General features: G+C 34.3%; 21 protein-coding genes. 16 read left to right on the forward strand and 5 right to left on the reverse strand.

Going from position 1 to position 20,701, the window contains the following annotated elements:
- The first annotated feature begins 4 nt into the window (after window positions 1-4).
- The 5 genes from cysW to ABH960_RS21425 all read left to right on the forward strand — a co-directional run bounded on the left by cysW (window position 5) and on the right by ABH960_RS21425 (window position 5,043).
- Window positions 5-862: a sulfate ABC transporter permease subunit CysW gene (cysW, locus tag ABH960_RS21405; RefSeq protein ID WP_404448311.1), complete on the forward strand. Its 858-nt coding sequence runs from the start codon at window positions 5-7 to the stop codon at window positions 860-862.
- 12 nt (window positions 863-874) lie between these two features.
- Entirely contained in the window at window positions 875-1,948 is a 1,074-nt protein-coding gene (locus tag ABH960_RS21410; RefSeq protein WP_404448313.1) for a sulfate/molybdate ABC transporter ATP-binding protein, read from the forward strand.
- A 473-nt stretch (window positions 1,949-2,421) separates the two neighbouring features.
- A complete protein-coding gene (locus ABH960_RS21415) occupies window positions 2,422-3,351 on the forward strand; it encodes a hypothetical protein (RefSeq protein ID WP_404448315.1) in 930 nt (309 codons plus the stop codon).
- Window positions 3,352-3,605: 254 nt separating this feature from the next.
- Window positions 3,606-4,043, forward strand: a complete 438-nt coding sequence (locus ABH960_RS21420) for a WapI family immunity protein (RefSeq protein WP_404448317.1) — start codon at window positions 3,606-3,608, stop codon at window positions 4,041-4,043.
- A gap of 154 nt (window positions 4,044-4,197) precedes the next feature.
- Window positions 4,198-5,043 (forward strand): hypothetical protein, encoded by an 846-nt coding sequence (locus ABH960_RS21425; RefSeq protein ID WP_404448346.1) that lies wholly within the window; start codon window positions 4,198-4,200, stop codon window positions 5,041-5,043.
- Window positions 5,044-5,090: 47 nt separating this feature from the next.
- Here ABH960_RS21425 and ABH960_RS21430 read toward each other — a convergent pair whose 3' ends face one another.
- Entirely contained in the window at window positions 5,091-5,636 is a 546-nt protein-coding gene (locus ABH960_RS21430; protein ID WP_404448319.1) for a TetR/AcrR family transcriptional regulator, read from the reverse strand.
- Window positions 5,637-5,804: 168 nt separating this feature from the next.
- Between ABH960_RS21430 and ABH960_RS21435 the strand changes: the two genes are divergently transcribed.
- The 4 genes from ABH960_RS21435 to ABH960_RS21450 all read left to right on the forward strand — a co-directional run bounded on the left by ABH960_RS21435 (window position 5,805) and on the right by ABH960_RS21450 (window position 10,288).
- Window positions 5,805-6,722: an alpha/beta hydrolase gene (locus tag ABH960_RS21435; protein ID WP_404448321.1), complete on the forward strand. Its 918-nt coding sequence runs from the start codon at window positions 5,805-5,807 to the stop codon at window positions 6,720-6,722.
- 146 nt (window positions 6,723-6,868) lie between these two features.
- Window positions 6,869-7,975, forward strand: a complete 1,107-nt coding sequence (locus ABH960_RS21440) for a metallophosphoesterase (protein WP_404448323.1) — start codon at window positions 6,869-6,871, stop codon at window positions 7,973-7,975.
- A 239-nt stretch (window positions 7,976-8,214) separates the two neighbouring features.
- On the forward strand, window positions 8,215-9,192 hold the full coding sequence (locus ABH960_RS21445) for an HD domain-containing protein (RefSeq protein ID WP_404448325.1): 978 nt from the start codon (window positions 8,215-8,217) through the stop codon (window positions 9,190-9,192).
- 484 nt (window positions 9,193-9,676) lie between these two features.
- Window positions 9,677-10,288, forward strand: coding sequence for a hypothetical protein (locus ABH960_RS21450; RefSeq protein ID WP_061674920.1), 612 nt, complete (start codon window positions 9,677-9,679; stop codon window positions 10,286-10,288).
- Between the two features lie 67 nt (window positions 10,289-10,355).
- On the opposite strand, the gene ABH960_RS21455 is transcribed toward ABH960_RS21450, so the two are convergent.
- Together ABH960_RS21455 and ABH960_RS21460 are read right to left on the reverse strand one after the other, a co-directional pair.
- Window positions 10,356-11,477: an anti-sigma factor gene (locus ABH960_RS21455; RefSeq protein WP_404448327.1), complete on the reverse strand. Its 1,122-nt coding sequence runs from the start codon at window positions 11,475-11,477 to the stop codon at window positions 10,356-10,358.
- A 5-nt stretch (window positions 11,478-11,482) separates the two neighbouring features.
- Window positions 11,483-11,968, reverse strand: coding sequence for an RNA polymerase sigma factor (locus tag ABH960_RS21460; protein WP_002125854.1), 486 nt, complete (start codon window positions 11,966-11,968; stop codon window positions 11,483-11,485).
- A gap of 136 nt (window positions 11,969-12,104) precedes the next feature.
- Here ABH960_RS21460 and ABH960_RS21465 point away from each other — a divergent pair, with 136 nt between their 5' ends.
- Window positions 12,105-13,007, forward strand: coding sequence for an AraC family transcriptional regulator (locus ABH960_RS21465; protein ID WP_404448329.1), 903 nt, complete (start codon window positions 12,105-12,107; stop codon window positions 13,005-13,007).
- A gap of 152 nt (window positions 13,008-13,159) precedes the next feature.
- Here ABH960_RS21465 and ABH960_RS21470 read toward each other — a convergent pair whose 3' ends face one another.
- Window positions 13,160-14,902: an ATP-binding response regulator gene (locus tag ABH960_RS21470; protein WP_404448331.1), complete on the reverse strand. Its 1,743-nt coding sequence runs from the start codon at window positions 14,900-14,902 to the stop codon at window positions 13,160-13,162.
- Between the two features lie 9 nt (window positions 14,903-14,911).
- On the reverse strand, window positions 14,912-15,613 hold the full coding sequence (locus tag ABH960_RS21475; protein ID WP_002064182.1) for a response regulator transcription factor: 702 nt from the start codon (window positions 15,611-15,613) through the stop codon (window positions 14,912-14,914).
- 139 nt (window positions 15,614-15,752) lie between these two features.
- On the opposite strand from ABH960_RS21475, the gene ABH960_RS21480 reads away from it, so the two are divergent.
- The 6 genes from ABH960_RS21480 (at window position 15,753) to ABH960_RS21505 (ending at window position 20,578) form a co-directional block, all read left to right on the forward strand.
- Window positions 15,753-16,601, forward strand: coding sequence for a CPBP family intramembrane glutamic endopeptidase (locus ABH960_RS21480; protein WP_404448333.1), 849 nt, complete (start codon window positions 15,753-15,755; stop codon window positions 16,599-16,601).
- A gap of 1 nt (window position 16,602) precedes the next feature.
- Entirely contained in the window at window positions 16,603-16,959 is a 357-nt protein-coding gene (locus ABH960_RS21485; protein WP_404448335.1) for a hypothetical protein, read from the forward strand.
- Between the two features lie 31 nt (window positions 16,960-16,990).
- Window positions 16,991-17,290, forward strand: a complete 300-nt coding sequence (locus ABH960_RS21490; RefSeq protein WP_001006046.1) for a hypothetical protein — start codon at window positions 16,991-16,993, stop codon at window positions 17,288-17,290.
- A gap of 262 nt (window positions 17,291-17,552) precedes the next feature.
- A complete protein-coding gene (locus tag ABH960_RS21495) occupies window positions 17,553-18,818 on the forward strand; it encodes a M48 family metallopeptidase (RefSeq protein WP_404448337.1) in 1,266 nt (421 codons plus the stop codon).
- Between the two features lie 96 nt (window positions 18,819-18,914).
- Window positions 18,915-19,823 (forward strand): DMT family transporter, encoded by a 909-nt coding sequence (locus ABH960_RS21500; RefSeq protein ID WP_219301603.1) that lies wholly within the window; start codon window positions 18,915-18,917, stop codon window positions 19,821-19,823.
- 77 nt (window positions 19,824-19,900) lie between these two features.
- Window positions 19,901-20,578 (forward strand): S-layer homology domain-containing protein, encoded by a 678-nt coding sequence (locus tag ABH960_RS21505; RefSeq protein WP_404448340.1) that lies wholly within the window; start codon window positions 19,901-19,903, stop codon window positions 20,576-20,578.
- Window positions 20,579-20,701: the final 123 nt, after the last annotated feature.

The following is a 20,701-nucleotide window of genomic DNA, read 5'->3' on the forward strand; positions in this document are numbered from 1 at the left end:
GAAAATGGAACCAACATTATTAGAAAAGAAAATAGTAAAAAGCGTATCAGTTAAAAAAGAATCTAAGTTTGTACCAATTTTATTCATTACGATAACAATTTTATTTTTATCTCTCTTTCTATTACTGCCGCTCGTGACAATTTTTATGAAAGCATTCGAACGAGGAATTGATGTATATATTGCCGCTGTAACAGATCAAGAAGCATTTTTGGCAATCAGGTTAACACTTCTCGTTGCATTAATTGTTGTGCCGCTGAATACGATATTCGGAATAGCAGCAGCTTGGCTTATTACGAAGTTTCAGTTTAAAGGAAAGCAACTATTATTATCTCTTATTGAACTGCCGTTTGCTGTATCACCAGTTATCGCAGGATTAGTATTCGTTTTACTTTTTACACCTCGTGCAGCCTTTGGCGGATGGTTAATGGAACACGGGATAAAGCTCATCTTCTCTGTCCCTGGCATTATCATTGCGACGATCTTTGTTACGTTTCCATTCGTTGCGCGTGAATTAATCCCGGTAATGCAGGCGCAAGGGAAGAGTGAAGAAGAAGCGGCGCTATCACTTGGCGCAAGCGGCTGGAAAATGTTTTGGCACGTTACGCTTCCGAATATAAAATGGGGCCTTTTATACGGCATGATTTTATGTAATGCCCGGGCCATTGGTGAATTCGGCGCCGTTTCCGTTGTGTCTGGTCACGTGCGCGGCATGACAAATACGATGCCGCTTCACATTGAAATTTTGTACAATGAATATCAATTTTCAGCAGCGTTCGCTGTGGCGACTTTAATGTCACTCATCGCAGTTTTTACGCTCGTTATAAAAAACTGGATTGAATGGAGAATGGAAAAACGACAATAAGGAGTGAGTGCGGTGAGTATTCAAATTCAAAATGTATCAAAACAATATGGCACATTTCAAGCGCTGACAGACATTCATTTGGATATTCCAAAAGGAGAACTTGTTGCCTTATTAGGCCCATCAGGTTCTGGGAAAACGACGTTATTACGAATTATTGCAGGCCTAGAAGAAGCGGATGGAGGTTCGATTTCTTTTGATGGGGAAGATTTAACTGATATTCACGTGAAAAACCGGCAAGTCGGTTTCGTCTTCCAGCACTATGCACTTTTTAAACATATGAATGTATTTGAAAATGTCGCTTTCGGTTTAAAAGTAAGAAAGAAAAACTTACGACCTTCAGCTGAAGTAATAAAAGAAAAAGTAACAGAACTATTGAAACTAGTAAAAATGGATGGTTTCGCAAAACGTTATCCAGCGCAATTATCTGGCGGACAACGCCAACGTATCGCACTAGCCCGGGCACTTGCAGTCGAACCGAAAATTTTATTGCTAGATGAACCGTTTGGTGCACTTGATGCAAAAGTACGGAAAGAATTGCGAAGATGGCTTCGGAAACTACATGACGAATTTCAAATTACGAGCGTATTCGTAACGCATGACCAAGAAGAAGCGTTAGACGTTGCGGACCGCATCGTTGTAATGAATGAAGGACGCATTGAACAAATGGGAACGCCGGAAGAAGTATATGAAAAACCGGTAAGCCCGTTCGTATACGACTTTTTAGGAAACGTGAATTTATTTCACGGCCGCGTTCATAAAGGTAAGCTAAATGTAGGATCAGTGGAGCTAGAAGCACCAGAGCATAAGCACGTTTCAAACGTAGACGGAGTGGGATATGTAAGACCACATCACTTATCAATCGATCGTACGAAACAAAGTATAGATGCCATCCCGGCGAAAGTAACATACTCTCACGCAGTTGGCCCTGTCGTATATGTAGAATTGAAGCGCGACGGAACAGATGAGTATCTAGAAGCAGAAATTAGTAAAGAACAGTTTAGACAACTAGGCATTCAAACGGGTGACTTTGTATACGTACAGCCGAGAGAAGTGAAAGTGTTTATTCCGGAGGATTTTGTTATTTAATAATAAGGTGCAGTCCCTATATGAGTACGTATAGGGGCTGCATTTTTTTGTTTTTGGGATAAGGATTTTTAGAAAAAATTGATGCTACTGATTGGTATATTAAGGGGAATAGGTAATGAAGGAAAGTTATTTTATGGGTTTAATTTCTTGTGTTTCCATTATTCATTCATCGCAAATAAGATAGATAGTACACCTTGTTTGATGTTTATTCGTATAAGAAAATATTTTAATTCATTTGCGCTAACGTTTTAAACGCGACATTACAAAATGGAAGAAGTAAATCTTGCATATATGATAGTTTTAGAAACCGTACAAGTGTTAAAGTTGTAGAGAGTGGAAAAGAAATAAAGTCTGTAACAGCAACATTCAGTGATGGAATCAGCTTGTATCGATTGTAAAAGTATAAATATAAAGAAGGTTTTCAGGAGTGAGGGGAATTAGATTATTATTGATTCATTGGAGGATTGTTAGTTGTGGAAAAACTAGTATTTAATAAGCGGATGGATTTTTCATATGTAGAAGGAGAAATTCTCTGTATTACAACGGGCAATAAACAAGATATTATAATTTTAGTATTGGATAAAAAGGTTACTGACACTTATTATTATAAAATTATACACTCGTTAAAAGGTGGCGTTTGGAAAGAGTATACTATAGAAAATAATCAATATTTTAACTTCATTCAATATTTGGGAGAAAATTGGATTTTGGTTAAAAGTTTCGTTGAGAAAAAGGAAGATACAACGGCTACAATTTTTGATAAAAAAGGAAATATCATTACTTCATATTATTTGGGAAATGGAATAAAATATTTTCAAGTTGATGAAGAAGAACATTTATTGGTTGGCTATAGTGAAGAAGGTATATTTACTTCGGTAGATGAATTGTTTATTTCAGATGAAGAGTTCGATTCGATAGATTGGGAAAATATATATGATACTAATAAATTGGAAAAGAGCGGACTAGCTATTTTTTCTAAGAATGGCGATTTAATTACTAATGAATTTAATAATTCAATAAAGAGATCTGTCTGTGATTGTACAGCGATACATATACAGAAGACAGGTGATATTTTAATGTCTTACTATAACGAGCAAGGAACGTATTCATTCACACAGATTAATAAAGAACGATGCGAACAAGTTATTCTGTATGAAACAACATTGAATCATACATCACTATATTTAAAAGTGCAAAATAATATTATCTTTGGTGTAGATAACAATCAAATACATGCATATTCACTTGTAAATAAAAAATTAGCAACTCTGTTAACAGTAGATAGCGATGGAAATCCTATTCAATTTGAGTATATTTTTTCAAGGGATCAAACAATATATGCTGTTAAAGGGAAACGAATATTTTGTTGGGTGCAATATGGGATTTTAGAAGAGGGAGAATAAATAGAGAAGTGATTGAGAGAGAGAAAAGCTGATGTAGATTTTTCTCTCTTTTGTACACATTAATTTTTGTTGGCTATAAAAACATAAGGATAAACGCTATACTATCATTATAATTCTAAATCAAAAAAAGGTCAGACACCTTCATTACCAATAAGAGATTAGATGAACTTATAAATATAAATTTTCCACAATTATACTTTAGATTAGTTATTTATTAGCCAAGCTGTTATACGTATTATAGGGAGGTATAAATAATGGAATGTTTTCATATAGGCGAGCAGGATGATAATTTCATCAAGATTGTTATAACTGACTTCTCAGGTGAAGGAGATAGTTATTTTGGTGGAGCTTATTTCAAAGGAGAATGCGAACTAGGTTGTTCTGGTTTCAAAGTGAAAACGACATCATTTTATTTTGACAATAATGATATATATCACTTTTACAAAGACCTCCAAAAAATATATACCTTGGGATCTGTGACAGTACATTTTAAATCAGAATCAAATGAGTTATCTTTAACTTGTCACTTGGATATTGATACATCTTTCAAAATTTCAGTTAGTTTTAAAGAGCTTGAAGGAGATAGCACGCTAAGTTGTTATATATATGAATTCCATGAATATATACTTAGTATTAAAAGTCAGCTTTCTTCATTTTTAAATACTTTTAAATTCAATGGAAATGAGTCTTGAAGGTTTTTCTGCCGCACCAATCTGGGAGTGGGATTAGGAGAATGAAAGGGTAGTATTTAAAATAATAATTGAGAGCGAGTGTCAAACTTATTAAAAGTATAGAAGTTTGACGCTTATTTTTATGTTTAGAATCAATGAGAGGATTTTCATCTATATGAAAGATATTGTATGTAAAGAGTTAATAAGTTTTAAGGATATTGTTGAAGCTTATCAGTTAAAAAAAGTGAGTTTGGATTATAAACAAAATGTGATTTTACTAGTACAAGATAATACGAATCAACCTTGTATTATTTATTTGGATAAAAATAATGTGAATATAAGTAAATTCAATTTAAACGTAGATATCGATGTTGAATCTGTGCGATGTATGCAACGAATCGGAGAGAAATGGTTACTTATATTTAATTATGAAGAGGATAATGCGGTTATTTATAATGCGGACGGAAGTGAACATTGTAAGTTTTATGCCGGAGAAGGGATTCAAGATTGTCAGGTTGATGTGAACGAAGATATATGGATTAGTTATTGTGATGAAGGAGTTTTTGGAGAGTCCTCGATTGGAGCAAACGGGATAGTTGCTTTTGACTCTACAGGTCACTTGATTTTTAATAATTATGATCAATATGTGGAAAGGTTTAATGTACCTCCTATAGATGATTGTTATGCAATGAACGTTATAGATGGAGACGTTTGGCTCTATTATTATTCAGAATTTCCTTTAGTCCAAATGAAAGATAAAAAAATTCATATGTCATGGAATGAAATAAATTTAATTAGGGAAATATGGTCGGAAAGTTTTGCGGTTGCTCAAGATAAAGTAGTATTCATTACTCAAGATAAAAAATTGGTTGTTTATGATTTAAATAATAATCATGTGCATGATATGAATCTTCGTAATGAACTAGGAGAACCGATTCAATTTGTTACTTATTATAGCCGCGGATCTGTTATGTATTTTCAGACGGATGATACGCTGTACTATGTTGAGTTACTTAAATAAATATAAAAAAGTGCACCCAACAATTCGGGTGCACTTTTTCATAACCGTTATATATTCCTCTTCATCAATTCCCCAACTTGCGTCGCAACGTACTCAACATCATTATCAATCTCATCCAACACGTAAGATTCTAAAATGCCCATGACAGCTGTTCCTAAAAATTTTAAAACGATGTGTTTATCAATGTTTTTATTTACTGACGTATTCGTATTTAGTTTTTTCTCTAGTTCCCCCATGATGAACGTTAGGAACTTTTTTTGAAATGATAATGTGCTGTTGCTTCTAAATAACGCTGCGAAAAATGGTTTGTGTTCTTTGAAGTATTCAAACCATATGACAGTTCCTTCTATATAACCTTTTGTTTGTTTTATATCGCATATTTCTCTTAATTGATTTAAATGGTCGTCCACAATTTTGTCTAGTAAATTGTATTTATCTAGGTAGTGTAGATAGAAAGTTTTTCTTCCGATGTTTGCTTTTTCTGTAATGTTTTTTACTGTAATGTCGTCAAAGCCATTTTCAATTAACATTTCGATAAATGCGGATTGAATGGCGTTTTGTGATTTTATAATTCTTCTATCGATTTTCTCCATATGGTGTTCCTCCGTTATTGATACACATATTTCTTTATGTGTGTATTATCACCCAAATGCGTAAATGTGGTCATTGAAACAAGTTGTTGCTCGTTTTATTATAAATATACACGTGAGTATTAAATCTCACAAGTGTAAATTAAAAATAAAGTAAGGGTGGTTTTATATATGGCAGTTACGAAGAGAAATGTACGTTTTTATGCAAAAGGATTACAAGTTGCAGGTGTTTTAAATATTCCTGTAGGTGCTGAGGAAAAGAAACAAAATGCGGCGATTGTTTGTGTGCATCCAGGTAGTAGCTGTAAAGATCAAACAGCAGGGTTATATGCGGAGAAGTTAGCAGAACAAGGTTATGTAACACTTGCGTTTGATGCGTCATATCAAGGTGAAAGTGAAGGGGCACCGAGATATATTGAAGAACCAGCTGCGCGAGTTGAAGATATTCGCTCAGCGGTAGATTATGTAACTACTCTTCCTTATGTAGATGAAGAACGTATCGGTGTGTTAGGCGTTTGTGCAGGCGGAGGTTATGCGGTAAATGCTGCGATGACAGAGCGCCGTATTAAAGCAGTCGGCACAGTTGTTGGTGCAAATATTGGGCGATTAAATCGTGAAGTTGATCCGATTGGGGTGTTAGAGGCAATTGGTAAACAACGTACTGCTGAAGCACGCGGAGCAGAAGCGATGATTACAAACTGGATTCCTAAAAATCAGGAGGAATTAAAGGCAGCAAGTATGACGGATATAGATATTGTAGAAGCAGTTGAGTACTATACAACACCGCGAGGGCAAAGTGCTAACTCTCCAAATAAGTTAAACTTTACGAGTATGGGATCGGTAATTGGTTTTGATGCGTTCCATTTAGCTGATACATTATTAACACAGCCGTTGCAAATTATTGTCGGTAGCAAGCAAGGTGCATTCGGTTCTTATAAAGATGGTCATGAGCTTTATGAGAGAGCTGCTTCCGAGAAAAAAGATTTACTTGTTGTGGAAGATGTGAGTCATTACGATTTATACGACCAACCAGAACCAGTGACAATAGCAGTTGAAAAATTAACAAGTTTCTATAACGAAAATCTGTAAAAGTAATGTTGTCTTGAATTGCACCTCTAATTGTTAGGTTTGCATCTAGCAGTTAGAGGTTTTTATTGTGAAGATTGCTGTGCTTAATATTTACGTTAAACGTGCATAACAAGATATAATAGAAGAAATTATTAAGGAGGCTGATTGTGAAGAATCTTCGTTATTTCAATATATTTACTATGTTACTTGTATACACACTACTTATGTTTTACATCGGCTGGAACGGATGGGTTTGGCTTCATGCGGTGTTCGGCTGGGAATCTTGGGGATATTACGCTTTCGTAGTTGGTTTCATTTCATATGCGTACATTCTCGTACAAGTGTTTAAATTCCTTCCTTTCCTGCGAACGGTCGGTTCAATTTGGTTTGCGGTTATACAATACGCGCTTATGTTATTGCCGTTAGCCGATATTGCCGTCTTATTATTACAGTTTTCAGTGGAGAAAGAGACGGCAATTGTTTGGACAGGATCGGTCGTGTTACTTGCGTTCATCTTTATTTTTGCGTATGGAGTATTCAACGCATATAGTCCAGTAGTAAGAAAGTACGAAGTGCACATACCGAAAAAAGTAGAAGGGCGTAAAAGTTTACGCATTGCGATGGCCTCTGATATGCATTTCGGTAAACTGTCTGGAGTTGCTCATTTAAAGAGACTCGTTCGTCATGTAAATGAAATGGAGCCCGATATTATTTTACTGCCTGGTGATATTATCGACGATCATCCAGGTGTGTTCATTCAAAAAAATATGGGACCAATCATGAAACAGATGAAAGCTCCATTAGGCGTATATGGTGTGTTAGGAAATCATGAATATTACGGCAGAGCTGTTCCTGAGTTTTTACAAGAGATGGATAAGATTGATATTCGTATTCTTTTAGATGAAGTCATTACAATTGAAGATGATTTTTATCTCGTCGGAAGAAGGGATAAAACAGAGCGTGATCGTCAAAGCTTTGAAAATCTAATGAGTACGGTAGATAAATCGCTTCCTGTTATCGCAATGGATCACCAACCATTTGAATTAAAACAAGCAGCGGACGCCGGCGTTGATTTATTATTATCCGGTCACACGCATCGCGGACAAATGGCGCCGAACCATATTGTGACGAGAAGAATGTACGAACTAGACTGGGGATACGTACAAAAAGGTGCATTCCACGCAATTGTTTCTTCTGGATTTGGATTCTGGGGACCACCGCTTAGACTGGGAAGTAGATCTGAGATCGTGCAGGTTGAAGTTACATTTGAATAGGATTATGAAATAGAGAGCTGAGTGCTCTCTATTTTTAAAAATGAAAAAAGGCTCCATATAAGGAGCGCTCAATAAAAAAATGAATTAAAACGAATAACAGACATTTATAATATAATTAAAAATAAACGTAAAATCAATATATTTTTAATTATAGATATATAAGGGCGGAATGTCCGTATTTACTCTACTTGGAAAAAGAGATACTATAAGAAGACGCTGCTTAAAAAGGGGGATTTTAAGTGATCATATCAGATGTCATATACGGTGAGTTTAAAGTAGATAAAGTGTTAGAAGAATTAATTTTAAGTAAACCTGTGCAAAGGCTGAAAGGGGTTCATCAAGCCGGAGCAAGTTACTTAATGAATGAGAAATGGAATGTAACACGTTTTGATCATTCAGTTGGTGCTATGTTGTTAATTAAAAAGCTTGGTGGTTCAGTAGAAGAACAGATTGCTGGTTTACTGCATGACGTATCGCATACTGCTTTTTCTCATGTGATTGATTATGTTTTTGATAACGAAAATGAAAGTTATCATGAAGAAATATTTAGTGCTGTCGTGAAAAACTCGGAAATTCCGGCGATTCTTTCAAAACATGGTTATAACTATGAAGATATTTTGTTAGATGATTCGAAGTGGACATTACTTGAAAGATCTGCGCCAGAATTATGTGCAGACCGAGTGGATTACACATTACGGGATATGTTTACATATGGATATATTTCTTTAGAAGAAGTTCATAGTTTTTTAGAGGACTTAATCGAAGTAGATGGGAAAATGGTTCTTCAAAGTATCGAAATGGCAGAGTGGTTTACGAAGACGTATTACAAAGAAGTAATTGATTTCTTTATGAAACCAATGAATATTTATGGAAACGATATGTTAGCTAAAACGTTAAAATTAGCTCTTCATAAAAAGATAATCCATCCAGATGATTTTCTTCTTGAAGATCATGAGCTTATTACGAAATTGCGGCTATGTAAAGATCAAGAAGTAGATGCTTTATTAAGAAAAGTTCATCCAAGTATAGAAGTAAAAGAAGATAGAAATGAGTATGATCTACATCAGAAAAATAAAGTGCGTCTTATTGATCCTCCATTACTTCGTGAAGGTGAAGTTGTTCGATCGTCTGTTGTATCGGAAAAAATAAGACAGATGAGCGATATCGCTTATGAAAAGGCGATAAGAGGGATGTATGTGAAAGTGATTTCTAATTAGTTTATTTGTAATAGGAAAAGGTGTCATCAATTATGATGACACCTTTTCGCTTTAAAGGGTTGTTCGTATGGAAATGTGTTACATTTTTACGAGACTATAATATTTTACCAGAGAAATACCTTTTATAGTAAAAAATAAATTTTATAAAGTTTTCCATTGAAAATAATTTGTGAAAAAAGTACTAATTTTTAATGTGATAAAAATAATATATTTTTCAATAATCGCTTTAGAATCTTTCGTTCTTTATATATGGATTGTTATATTTTTTAAGGTAATTTAAAGGTTTTTGTCGTTTTTTGTTGTAATTTTCATATTATGATAAACGTAATGTTCGGAATCAGCCATTATAACAGAAAAAATTTTAAAAAACAGAATTGAATCATATTGCTTATTTTAATATAATTTATTTGTTAATTAATAACATATTTAGGGTATGATTCTTTATTGCGGTGAGAATTCTTTTTAGCATAGGAGGATTTACAGAATGGTTAAAACGGCAAAACCTGAAATGATGAATGAATTAAAAGAAACAGTTTACAAATTCTTTCCGAAAAATATTGTGAAAGAAGAAGGATTGTACGAGGAGTCCAAAGAACATAAAAAGTTTGTAGACTTGAAAGAGAGTTTTATAAAAAACGAAAGCTCTCAAAAGGAAATTTTGTCTTTAATCGAGTCAACATTTTGTGATTATCACGTGTCAGACTATACAGATTTAAACCTATATAATTGTCTAGAATATAATGTGTTACTAAATGGAAAAGAACCGATGTTAAATGATGATATTGATTGGATACGAAAATCAAGAGGTGAGCGCCTTGATTTAGGGGTTTTTGTTAGCTTACTTGATAAATATTATTATTACTACGTATTAAAAACAACATATGATGAAGATGTAAGGGAATGGACTTTTGAAACAATCGATGTAGAAATGGATACCATTTGTGAATTTGAGAAACTAATGAATACAAAAGGATTTGTAAGAGTAGAACGAGAGGTTGCTAGAACTGCAATTCCTGATATAGAAACAGAATGTTTACGTATGGGGGAAGTTAACGTATTCCACGCTTTATTCACGGATTCTGTTAGTGAAATATAGGTTTTAAATTATTAAAAAGGTTGTGTAGAAAATAGCTGCTATTTTCTACACAACCTTTTCATTTTCACTAATCAAACCAATTCCAAACCTCAATATCTCCAAGAGTCGCATAACGTACGTGCGGGGAGTTTTGTAATTTTAATAATTCTTTCGACGGCCCAGTAATGACAATGCCGTATACTTTTACGCCGTTATCTTTTACATATTTATAACGTTTATCTAAGTTTAGTTCTTTCTCAGGAAGTGCTGCTATTTTACTTACCGTTTTTTTATGGATAGAAAGGACGCGCATCATTTCGATTACTTGATCTTCTGGCGTTTTGTACTTGTCTGCGTTACTACCTAGAAATCTTACATGTTCTGGGAATCCTATAGCTTCTCCGCCATGTAAGATATAGTCATCTACATTTTTTCTTTCTTGTCCTGTATCTAAAGCGTACCATACAGGAGTTGGAGGGAGTTCTTGTGCTTCGAATATGCTATATAAAAGCGGTTCTAATTCTTTTAAAGTGTAAGTTTTATCAAAAGAAATTGCTACTTCTGCAACGGTTCCATCATGTACTTTTGCAAGTGTATCCCATACTTTTTTTGAGGAATCCTTTAAATAATCACCCTGCTTTGTTTTGGGATGAACAAAGAAGAGTTTTGGTTGATAGAACGGATTCATCCAAGTTTGTTTCGTGACATCTACAGATGATAAGAAGCTTTTTGTTTCTACTGTACCGAGTGGCATTTCTTTTTTACCGACGGTTCTTACTAAATCGAAGCTGCTGTTCGTACGGAAAAAAGCTTCTACACTTGTTCCGCCCCCCATAACGCGGCTATTTGGGATAGTTGCTTCAAGTGCAAGAGAGGGAACGCTTCGTATTTGTTCTAACCTTTTATCGTTATTAGATTGAAAATAAAAGGCAGATAATATTCCACCGATTATATATATAACGATACAAATGGATAGGATGAAACCAAGCGTCTGTAAGCGATGTTTCCACTTTATTCTCCAAAACGGGACTTTCAAATTTTGTGGCGGTAACCTTTTCTTTATTGGTTCACTTTTCGAAAGCAACGCATCTAAGTAAACTTCACATTCTTCACATGTCTCAATATGACTTTCTAACTGCTCTTGTTCATCATGCGTGAGCGTTCCGTTTTCGTACTTTTCCCACAGTTTTTTAAACTCTGTACAACCCATCCTGATCACTCCTTTATGCTTTTCGTTTCTTTTCGTCCTCGGTGTAATTCAATTTTTACTTTTGCTAACGAGAGACCAGTCATTTCTGCTATTTCCTTATAAGAGAATCCGTAGTAATCTCGTAGTAGTAACACATTTCGTCTTTCGAGCGGAAGAGAGGATATACTTTGTAACCAACTAGCAATCTCATGTTTTACGAAATAAGAGTGTTCTGTACTTGGCACGTTTGGTAAATGGAATTCTTCAATTTGCGTTGTTTTATACTTCTTTTCTTTTCGGTACCAATCGATAAAGGCGTTGTAGGCGATTGTAAATAACCACGGCCTAATTTCTTCTCCTTTATAATAGTCAATATGGACGAGCATTCGATAAAATGTTTCTTGCATGAGATCTTCAGCACTATGAGAATCTCCGGTTAGGGAGAGAAGATAGCGAAATAAATCTTGCATATGCTCTGAGTAAATTTCTTCTAATGATTGTTTACGTTTCACTACATTTCCCTCCCTTCATACATAACAACGAAATACATATAAAAAAGTTACAATTTTTACGAAATTATAGTAAAAAACGTCAAGAATTGGATAGGATTCTCTTTTATCATAATACATATAAGGCGGGTGAACAGAGATGGAAAGCTATGAAGCACAAATTCAAAGGTCAATTGATTATATTGAGGAAGATGTAATGGAAAAACAAACGCTGCGTAATTTAGCACGTGTTGCAGGTTTTTCTGAGTCGCATTTTCATCGTGTATTCCAGGCGTTAGTAGGCGATACAGTAATGGAGTATGTTCGAAAGAGGAGGTTAGCCCGGGCAGCTTATCAACTTTCTCATACGGATGAAAAAGTTATTGATATCGCATTTGAGCATGGCTTTCAATCTCACGAAACGTTCACGAGAGCCTTTAAAAAATTATTTCAAATGACACCAAGTGAATATCGAAAACAAGAAATTGAAACACCAATGTATTATAGAGTGAATGTAAAACAAAGAAAATTAAATCCATATTTAGGGGGCATACAAATGGAATATCGTATTGTAAATAAACCAGAATTTTTAATGGCGGGTTATGAGCTGAAGACGACAAGTAAAGAAGGAAAAAACCATCAAGATATCCCAGCATTTTGGGAAGAATATTTACAAAAAGATCTTGGAACGACGATTCCGAATCGTAAAGATACGAGCCAATGGGTAGAGCTAGGATTATGTACTGATTTTAATTTAGAAACAGGGGACTTCACTTATATTATTGGAATGGAAGTTACAGACTTTGAAAATGTACCAAATGAAGTTGCAAAGCGTACATTCCCATCCGCAACATATGCAGTATTTACAACGCCGAAAGTTCCTCATGAAGAAATGGTATCGTCTATTCACCAAACGTGGAATGCTGTATTCTCAGAATGGTTCCCGCATTCAGGATATGAACATTGCGGAGTTACAGAGTTTGAACAATACGATGAGCGTTGCCATGCAGATAAGAGTGAGTTTGCTCAAGTTGAGCTTTGGATACCAGTGAAGAAGAAATAATAGAAAGAAAGACCGTTCAAAAGGTATTTTTGGACGGTCTTCTTTTATTAATAGGTTGCTACTATTGTTGTATTTTATAGTTAAGTCGATATAATTTCATTTACTAGCGCGCTGCTCCGAAAAGAGAAAGGTGCTTTATAAAAGCGCCTTTTCTACGAACTAAACGGAAACACAAGTATAATCGTCGTTCCTTTTCCAAGTTCACTATCAATGAAAATCGTTCCGTTATGGGCATGAACGAGCTGTTTTGTAATGGCGAGACCAAGTCCAGTTCCGATGTTGCTTTCTTCTGTATTCGTTCCTCTGTAATATCGCTCGAATAGAAGTTCTTTCGTTTTATCATCCATGCCTTTTCCATTATCTGAAATAGATAGTGTAAATGAATTTGCATTTTGCGAAAGTTTTACGATTACGTTTGTCGTTTCATTATTATGTTTTACAGCGTTTGCGAGTAGGTTTTCGATAATACGTTGGAACCATTTTTCTTCAATAAAATATTGGATTTTGCTTGAACTTGGCACGAATTCAATGTTTTGATTTTGTAGTGTCGGGTTATTAATAAATTGTAATAGTACTTTTCGGACGAACTGATTAATTTCAACATTTACGTGTTGCGCAGGAAGAGTATCATTTTTTAATTGATATGTTAAACTTAAGTCGTCAATTAATGTAGTCATATATTGAGATTTTTCTTTCATTACATGGCCAAATTTTTGAATGTCTTGATCCGTCCAATTATATTGCTTCGATTCTAGTAATAATGCATAGCCGTATATAGAGCTAAGCGGTGTTTTTAGATCATGCGTCAGGCCCGTAATCCACTCTTCACGTGTTTGTTGCAGTACTTTTCTCATTGCATCGTTCTTTTTCAAAGTAATAGAAAGGTGCTCTAGTGAGTTTGTAACGTCTTTGAATATACGGAACGACCATTTTTCTTTACCAGAGCGCCGAAACCGAACAGGTTTGCCTTTTTTACTAACAGGTTCTTCATATTTTCCTCCGGCTATGTTTTTAAGCCAGCGCATCGTGTGTAATAAAGGCTTTCCAAACTTATTTCCATACCAAATTGAAAGAATGACTAAATAAACAAACACAATAAGGAGGATTAAGCTGCATCCGATTAGAAGTTTCTTGGTAAATACATCATCTAATACATCATCTGGATAATAATGAGCGTTTGGGGCGGATACAACGACGAGATGACCGCTATTTGAATCGTAAAAACTAGATGTATTTTCTTTATAATTCCACGGTTCTTTTTCATTAAGAGCCGTTTTTATAGCCGAAAATGTTTTTTTCTTCCCAGTTGGATAGGAAAAAACTTCTTCGCCATTGTTATTAAATATTTGCAGTGTTGCTTTTTCTTTAGAAAGTAATTGTTTTTCTTGTTCAGTTAATGCAAATTCATTTAATGATAAAGAAGGGTGTCCTTGTTGTATCGTTTTTAGTAATGCATTACTTTTTAGTTTGGCACCGTAAATAACGATCACTGGTTTCTTTTCTAATTTAATTTCCCAATAGTTAAATTTATAAATATTGTTGTTGCTATTCTGTAAATACGTAAGTAAGGATGTCTTTGTGTAAGAGGTCGGAACATCGTTAGGCGTATTAAAGTTGTAAAGGACCTTTCCATCTTCATCTACAATTTGAAGCCAATCACTCTTTTCTGTTATTAAATCTTTTACCTCAGATTTTAAAGTAATGTTATTGTCTTCAGAAGAAATATATTCGGAGATTGTAAAGGTATCATAATCAGAAATATTAGGTTCATATAAAGTACTATTAAGAAGAAAAATTAAATAAGAAAAAGAGGCAATTACTGCGATAAGTAACGTAACTAAGACAAAAACGTGTTGTAAAATAAACTGGATTATAAGTCGTTTATTAAAATTCATATCTTTAACCTACTTTGTAATGAACTTATAGCCAAGTCCACGAACTGTTTTTATGTATTCTGGTTTACTTGGATCTTGTTCAATTTTTTCACGTAGTTTTCGAATGTGAACCATAACAGTATTATCATCTCCATTATAGGCAGGTGCTCCCCAAACTTTTTCATATAATTCTTCCTTCGAAAATACGTAGTTCGGATTCTCACAAAAGAATAGTAGTAGTTGAAAGAGTTGAGCGGAACATTCGACAACGTTTCCATCTACTGTTAGTTCCGCAGAATGTTGATCAATTTCAAATCTCCCAAAAGAAAAGGAGTATATTCTTTGTTCTTGTATATTTTGTTTCATATGTCTTCGGAGTTGAGCTTTCATACGAGCGACTACTTCTAGTGGATTAAATGGTTTCGTAATGTAATCATCCGCACCGTATGAAAATCCGGAAATTTTATCTACATCAGATGTTTTTGCTGTTAGGAAGAAGATAGGGCAATCCGTTTTTTGGCGAATGATTGGACAAATGTCAAAACCGGATTGTCCAGGAAGCATTACATCTAAAATAATTAAATCATAATTGTTTTGCTCGGTGAGAGATAAGGCTATTTCCGCAGATGTTGCAGTTGTAATATGAGAAAAACCTTCTTTTTCAAGAATGGTAGTTAGTAATTGTAAAATTGCTGTTTCATCATCAATGAGTAGAATATTTGCGTGATACATATGAATCCCTCCTAATTTCCTCGAATATCATATCATCTTTTTGTAACTTATGGAATTTTTAAGGAAATTTTAAGGTTTTCTTTCACAAAAAATTAAGATTCAAATGATATGATAAAAGTAACATGGGGAGGAGATGAATGTGAATCCGTTTCAAACGATGCGAGCTAGATATTTTTTAATTGTATTTGCACTATTAATTTTAATAGCACGAAGCAGTAATGAATTGCTAGAAAGTACATTTCATATACAAAATTCATCTTTTATAAATATGCTTATATTTTATATCCTTCCAATAATATGGCTGTTTTACGGATATAGAAAGCATCGTGTTTCATTTTCATTATTTATTAATAGAAACGAAACATTTAACCTAGTGCAAGTTTTGTACATCGCGATTATGCTTTGTATGTTTAGTTACGGCTATCTTATTTTATATATGTACAGCTTTGCATGGATTACACCAGATTTTATTATGAATGCCTTGCATGAACCGATTATAGATAGTACCGGGGGATATGTATTTCAATTTATTAGGGTTGTATTTATCGCGCCTATTGTCGGAGAGTTTGTTTTTCGAGGGTTTTTACTGCAGCGTTTTGCAGCAAAATGGGGTACTAGTATAGCAATGGTCGTTGTAGCACTTTTATTTGCTTGCTTACATGTTGATTTCCTTGGTGCAGTTGTGTTTAGCGTCGTACTATCAATCGTATATATTCGTACGAAAAGCTTGCTCATGCCAATTGCTATTCATATGTTAAACAATGCCCTTGTGCTTAGTTCTTCTTTTTTAGTAAGTAGAGAAAAGATAATGAGTTTTGCCGATTTTTCGCACTATACGACGTTCTTTCCAGGACTTATTATTTTTATAACGGGATTAAACTTAGTACTCATCTTTTTATTTGTTAACCGTAAATACTGGAGTAAAGAAGTGCCAGTTATATATGCAGAGCAGGAAAAAAACTTTTCAGACGTAGTGGGGAGTAAATGAGATGAAGAAGACGATTGAAAAAATATTGAAAGACATTATAGATTCTACGTCTATTACAGATATATGTGATAGAAACGTTTGCCATTGGCTTCAACCTGTAGTAGATACGATTGTGTTTCCAGAGTATTACTTATTTTCTAGTACTCATTTAAAAGAAAATATTATTTCTCTTCTTATTGTGTTAGGGGTTTTACTAATATTTGGTCTAGTTGTAGAAGAAATGATGAAGCGTATCTTCAGAAAAGATGAAGAGAAGTATATGTGGGTTCATAAAGTATTCGAGAAAGTAATAGTGGCTTTCCTTTTTTTTTATAGTATGAAAACAATCATTTACTTTATAGCTTTAAAACATCATTAATTCTAAATTTGAAAGGAATGTATAAAATTATATGAATGAAACAATATCATCAAATAAGTTTTTTTATTTGATTTTACTTAGCATAGTGCTAATAACGACAGTCAATGTTATTCTTCGCTGGGAGGAAGCGTATTTCTTTATGTATTTAGCACTCCATTTGTTAGGAATATTATGTATAAGCGGCGGAATAGTTGCTGAAAAAAAGAGTGAAGAAAGCGTTAATTATATGTGTGTGACCGGTCTTATTTTACTTTTAGCTGTGCAAGGTATTATGAAATATAGTTCTTTTTCTCTGCAAGATTTTAGTTTATTAGTGGATGTACTTCCTTAAGGGGGCGCGTCATATTTCAAGACTATGAATATATACGCTATATAAAAGGCGCTGGTTTAATATGTTGGGGTGTAAGTACGTTTCTTATTCCAGATTATGAACCGAAGAAAGTGTCTAGAGGTAGGTAAAACTCTTCTTTTTGTAGAAGAGTTTTTTTATGTAAATAAAAGGATCTCGAGCAATTCGCGTAATAAGCTTGTTCTAATTTAGCATGTACGAACTTACAATAATAATAGACAGGCAGCATAGAGGAGGGAATAGCGTGAGGAAAGTTATTGGGTGGTCGCTTTTTTTGTACGTTGGGTTTGCGTTACTTATATATTGGTATTTATTTGGATGGAATCATGAACTCATTCCGGACATGTATAAAGGAACGAGTGCAGATCCAGAAACTTTTATGAATGCGAGGGAGCTTACGCTAAGTCAAGATTATTCGCGTGTGAAAAATTTACTGTTCTTTTTAGCGACGCCTCTTGAATGGATTATTTTATTATTTGTACTCGTGCTCGGTATTTCAAAAAAGTTTGAGAAATGGTCGAAGGAAACGACCAAAATAAATGTCTTACAAGTTGCGATTTATTTCTTTTATTTATCACTACTAACAACAGTTCTTGCATTACCGATGCAATGGATCGGGCGTAAAGTGTCCGTTGATTACGGCATTTCCACGCAAAGTACACAAAGCTGGATAAAAGATCATGTTATCGATTTTTGGGTGAATTATGCGACTATGTTACTCATTGTTACAGTTCTTTTATGGCTTATCCGTAAATTCCCGAAGAGATGGTGGTTAGCAGGATGGGCGCTCTCTGTACCATTTACAATCCTTTTAACGTTCGTGCAACCTGTTATTATTGATCCACTTTACAATGATTTCTCGACGCTAAAAAATAAAGAATTAGAAACGAAAATTTTGACAATGGCAGATAAAGCTGATATTCCAGCTAAACACGTATATGAAGTAAATATGTCGGAAAAAACGAATTCGTTAAATGCGTACGTAACGGGAATTGGCCTTAACTCTCGCATTGTAATGTGGGATACGACGCTTAAGCAATTAAAAGATAAAGAGATTTTATTTATAATGGCTCATGAAATGGGACATTACGTAATGAAACATATATATTGGGGCGTTGCGAGCTATGTGTTGCTATCGTTTATAGGTATGTATTTAATTAGTCGTATTATAAATATGTGTATTCGAAAATGGGGAGATACACTGCAAATTCCAAAATTAGCATGTTTCTCAATTTTACCTTTATTTTTCTTAATTTCCTCTTTATTATCTTTTGCAGCACAACCAGCAACAAACTACGTTTCTCGTATAGAGGAACGGGCGGCAGATCAATACGCTCTAGACATGACGAAAGATGGAAAATCAGGTGTGAAAACTTTTCAATATTTATCAAAAACAAGTTTAAGCCAAGTGAATCCGCCTGCGTTAGTGAAGTTTTTCTTATATACACATCCACCAATTTTCGAAAGAATTCATACGTTTGAACAATATGAAAAACAGAAGAAGCAGTAGTGTACTGCTTCTTTTTATTGTGGATGATTCGAGTTTTGGAAAATTATAGTGTATAATACGTAGAATATTCAGTTAAATATTTAGGAGGTTAATATTTTGTTTCATTCAAAATCAATGCCGGCTATAAAAATGATCCTTTCGATGTCTATTTTCGGATCGATTGGATTTTTTTCTGTCCAAACGGGTTTACCATCTTTTGAATTAGTATTTATTCGTTGTATTTGTGCGACTTTATTTTTAACGCTATGTTGGTTTGCAACAGGACAATATAAAAATGAGAAATGGAATAAAAAAGAAATTGTGCAAATATTAGCGTGTGGCGTATTTCTCGTTTTTAACTGGGTGTTTTTATTTAAAGCGTTTGAACTCATGTCGATTACAATTGCGATTTCAGTGTATCATCTCGCGCCAATTATCGTATTAATGATCGGTAGTATCGTATTTAAAGAGAGGCTTACAGTATTTGCTGTTATGTCCATTGTTATTTGTTTTATCGGCACAGTGTTAGTAGCTGGAGTGGACGGTAGTATGTCGCTTGAGAAATTAATGTCATCTGGAATGGTATGGGCACTTCTTGCGGCTTTATTTTATGCTTTTACCACGTTACTAGGAAAGGGGATTCAGCATACGAGTGCATATGCGATGACCTTTTTACAAACGTTTTTAGGCATATTTTTATTGCTACCATTCGTAGATTTTGGGAAATTTCAAGGATTAACAGAGATGAACTGGATGATGATCACAGCGACAGGTCTTATACATACTGGGTTTGTATATTATTTGTTTTTTGACAGTTTAAGAGATTTACCGACGAGACTTATTTCTGTATTAGTGTTTTTAGATCCTGCTGTTGCAATTTTGTTAGATACGATTTTCACCGGTTTTAGACCGACTAGTATGCAAATTGTAGGGATTATTCTTATATTTGTAGGAATGGCATTTACTTTTCGAAAAACGAAGGATGAAAAAGTGGTGGTAAAAGAAAATACGTATTATGAAGTGTGAAAAATTACCTCCTATCGCATTGAGAATTTTCTTATTTTTCGTACAATATAAAAGTGGGAAAATAAAGGAAGAGGCGGATGAGAGAGATGAAAAAGTTATTAAAGATAGCGATATCATTAACTTTAATAGGGGGGATATTTGTTAGCGGTAATATTGTTTCAGCAAATACAGATGGAATTCAACAATCTCCACCTCCACCTGATATTATGCTAGAATTTGATGATTTAGCAAATGATCATTGGGCTTATAATGAAATTATGAATTTAGTATATCACCGTATTATGTATGGATATGGAAACGGTAAGTTTGGGGTAGAAGATAATATAACACGTGAACAAGCAGCAGCAGTACTACATCGCGCACTCAATTTAAAAAGAAGTCCATTTGAAGAGAATCGATATGGAGATATTAGTGGGAAATCAACAATGTTCCCTTACGAAATTTTACATTTAACAAGCCTTGGTATTTTTAAAGGAGACGAAAATGGGAATTTCCGTCCGAAAGCAACATTGACTCGTGCAGAATTAGCACAAATTTTAACGAAAGCATATACGTTAAAAGCAAAGCATCCGCATACATTTACAGATATACTAGAAAACTATTGGGCAAGAGATGCAATTAGTGCATTGCAGTCTAATAAAGTCGTGGTAGGAACCGGAGATGGTAAGTTCGAGCCTGAAATGCTCGTTACACGTGGGCAATTCGCTAAGTTTTTACAACAAGCAATTTATAATTCACCAGGGAAATGGGAATAAATAAGAGTATAAAAAAAGTACAAGTAGATTAATCTGTACCCTTTGTAAAGGACATTTTGAAAAAAGTTAGGCAACATCAAGAAGATGATTTCTGTATCCAACAGGAGTCATCTTTTTTAAATT

The sequence above is a fragment of the Bacillus sp. RC252 genome, from assembly GCF_044909215.1.
In the GTDB taxonomy this organism is placed as follows: domain Bacteria; phylum Bacillota; class Bacilli; order Bacillales; family Bacillaceae_G; genus Bacillus_A; species Bacillus_A mycoides.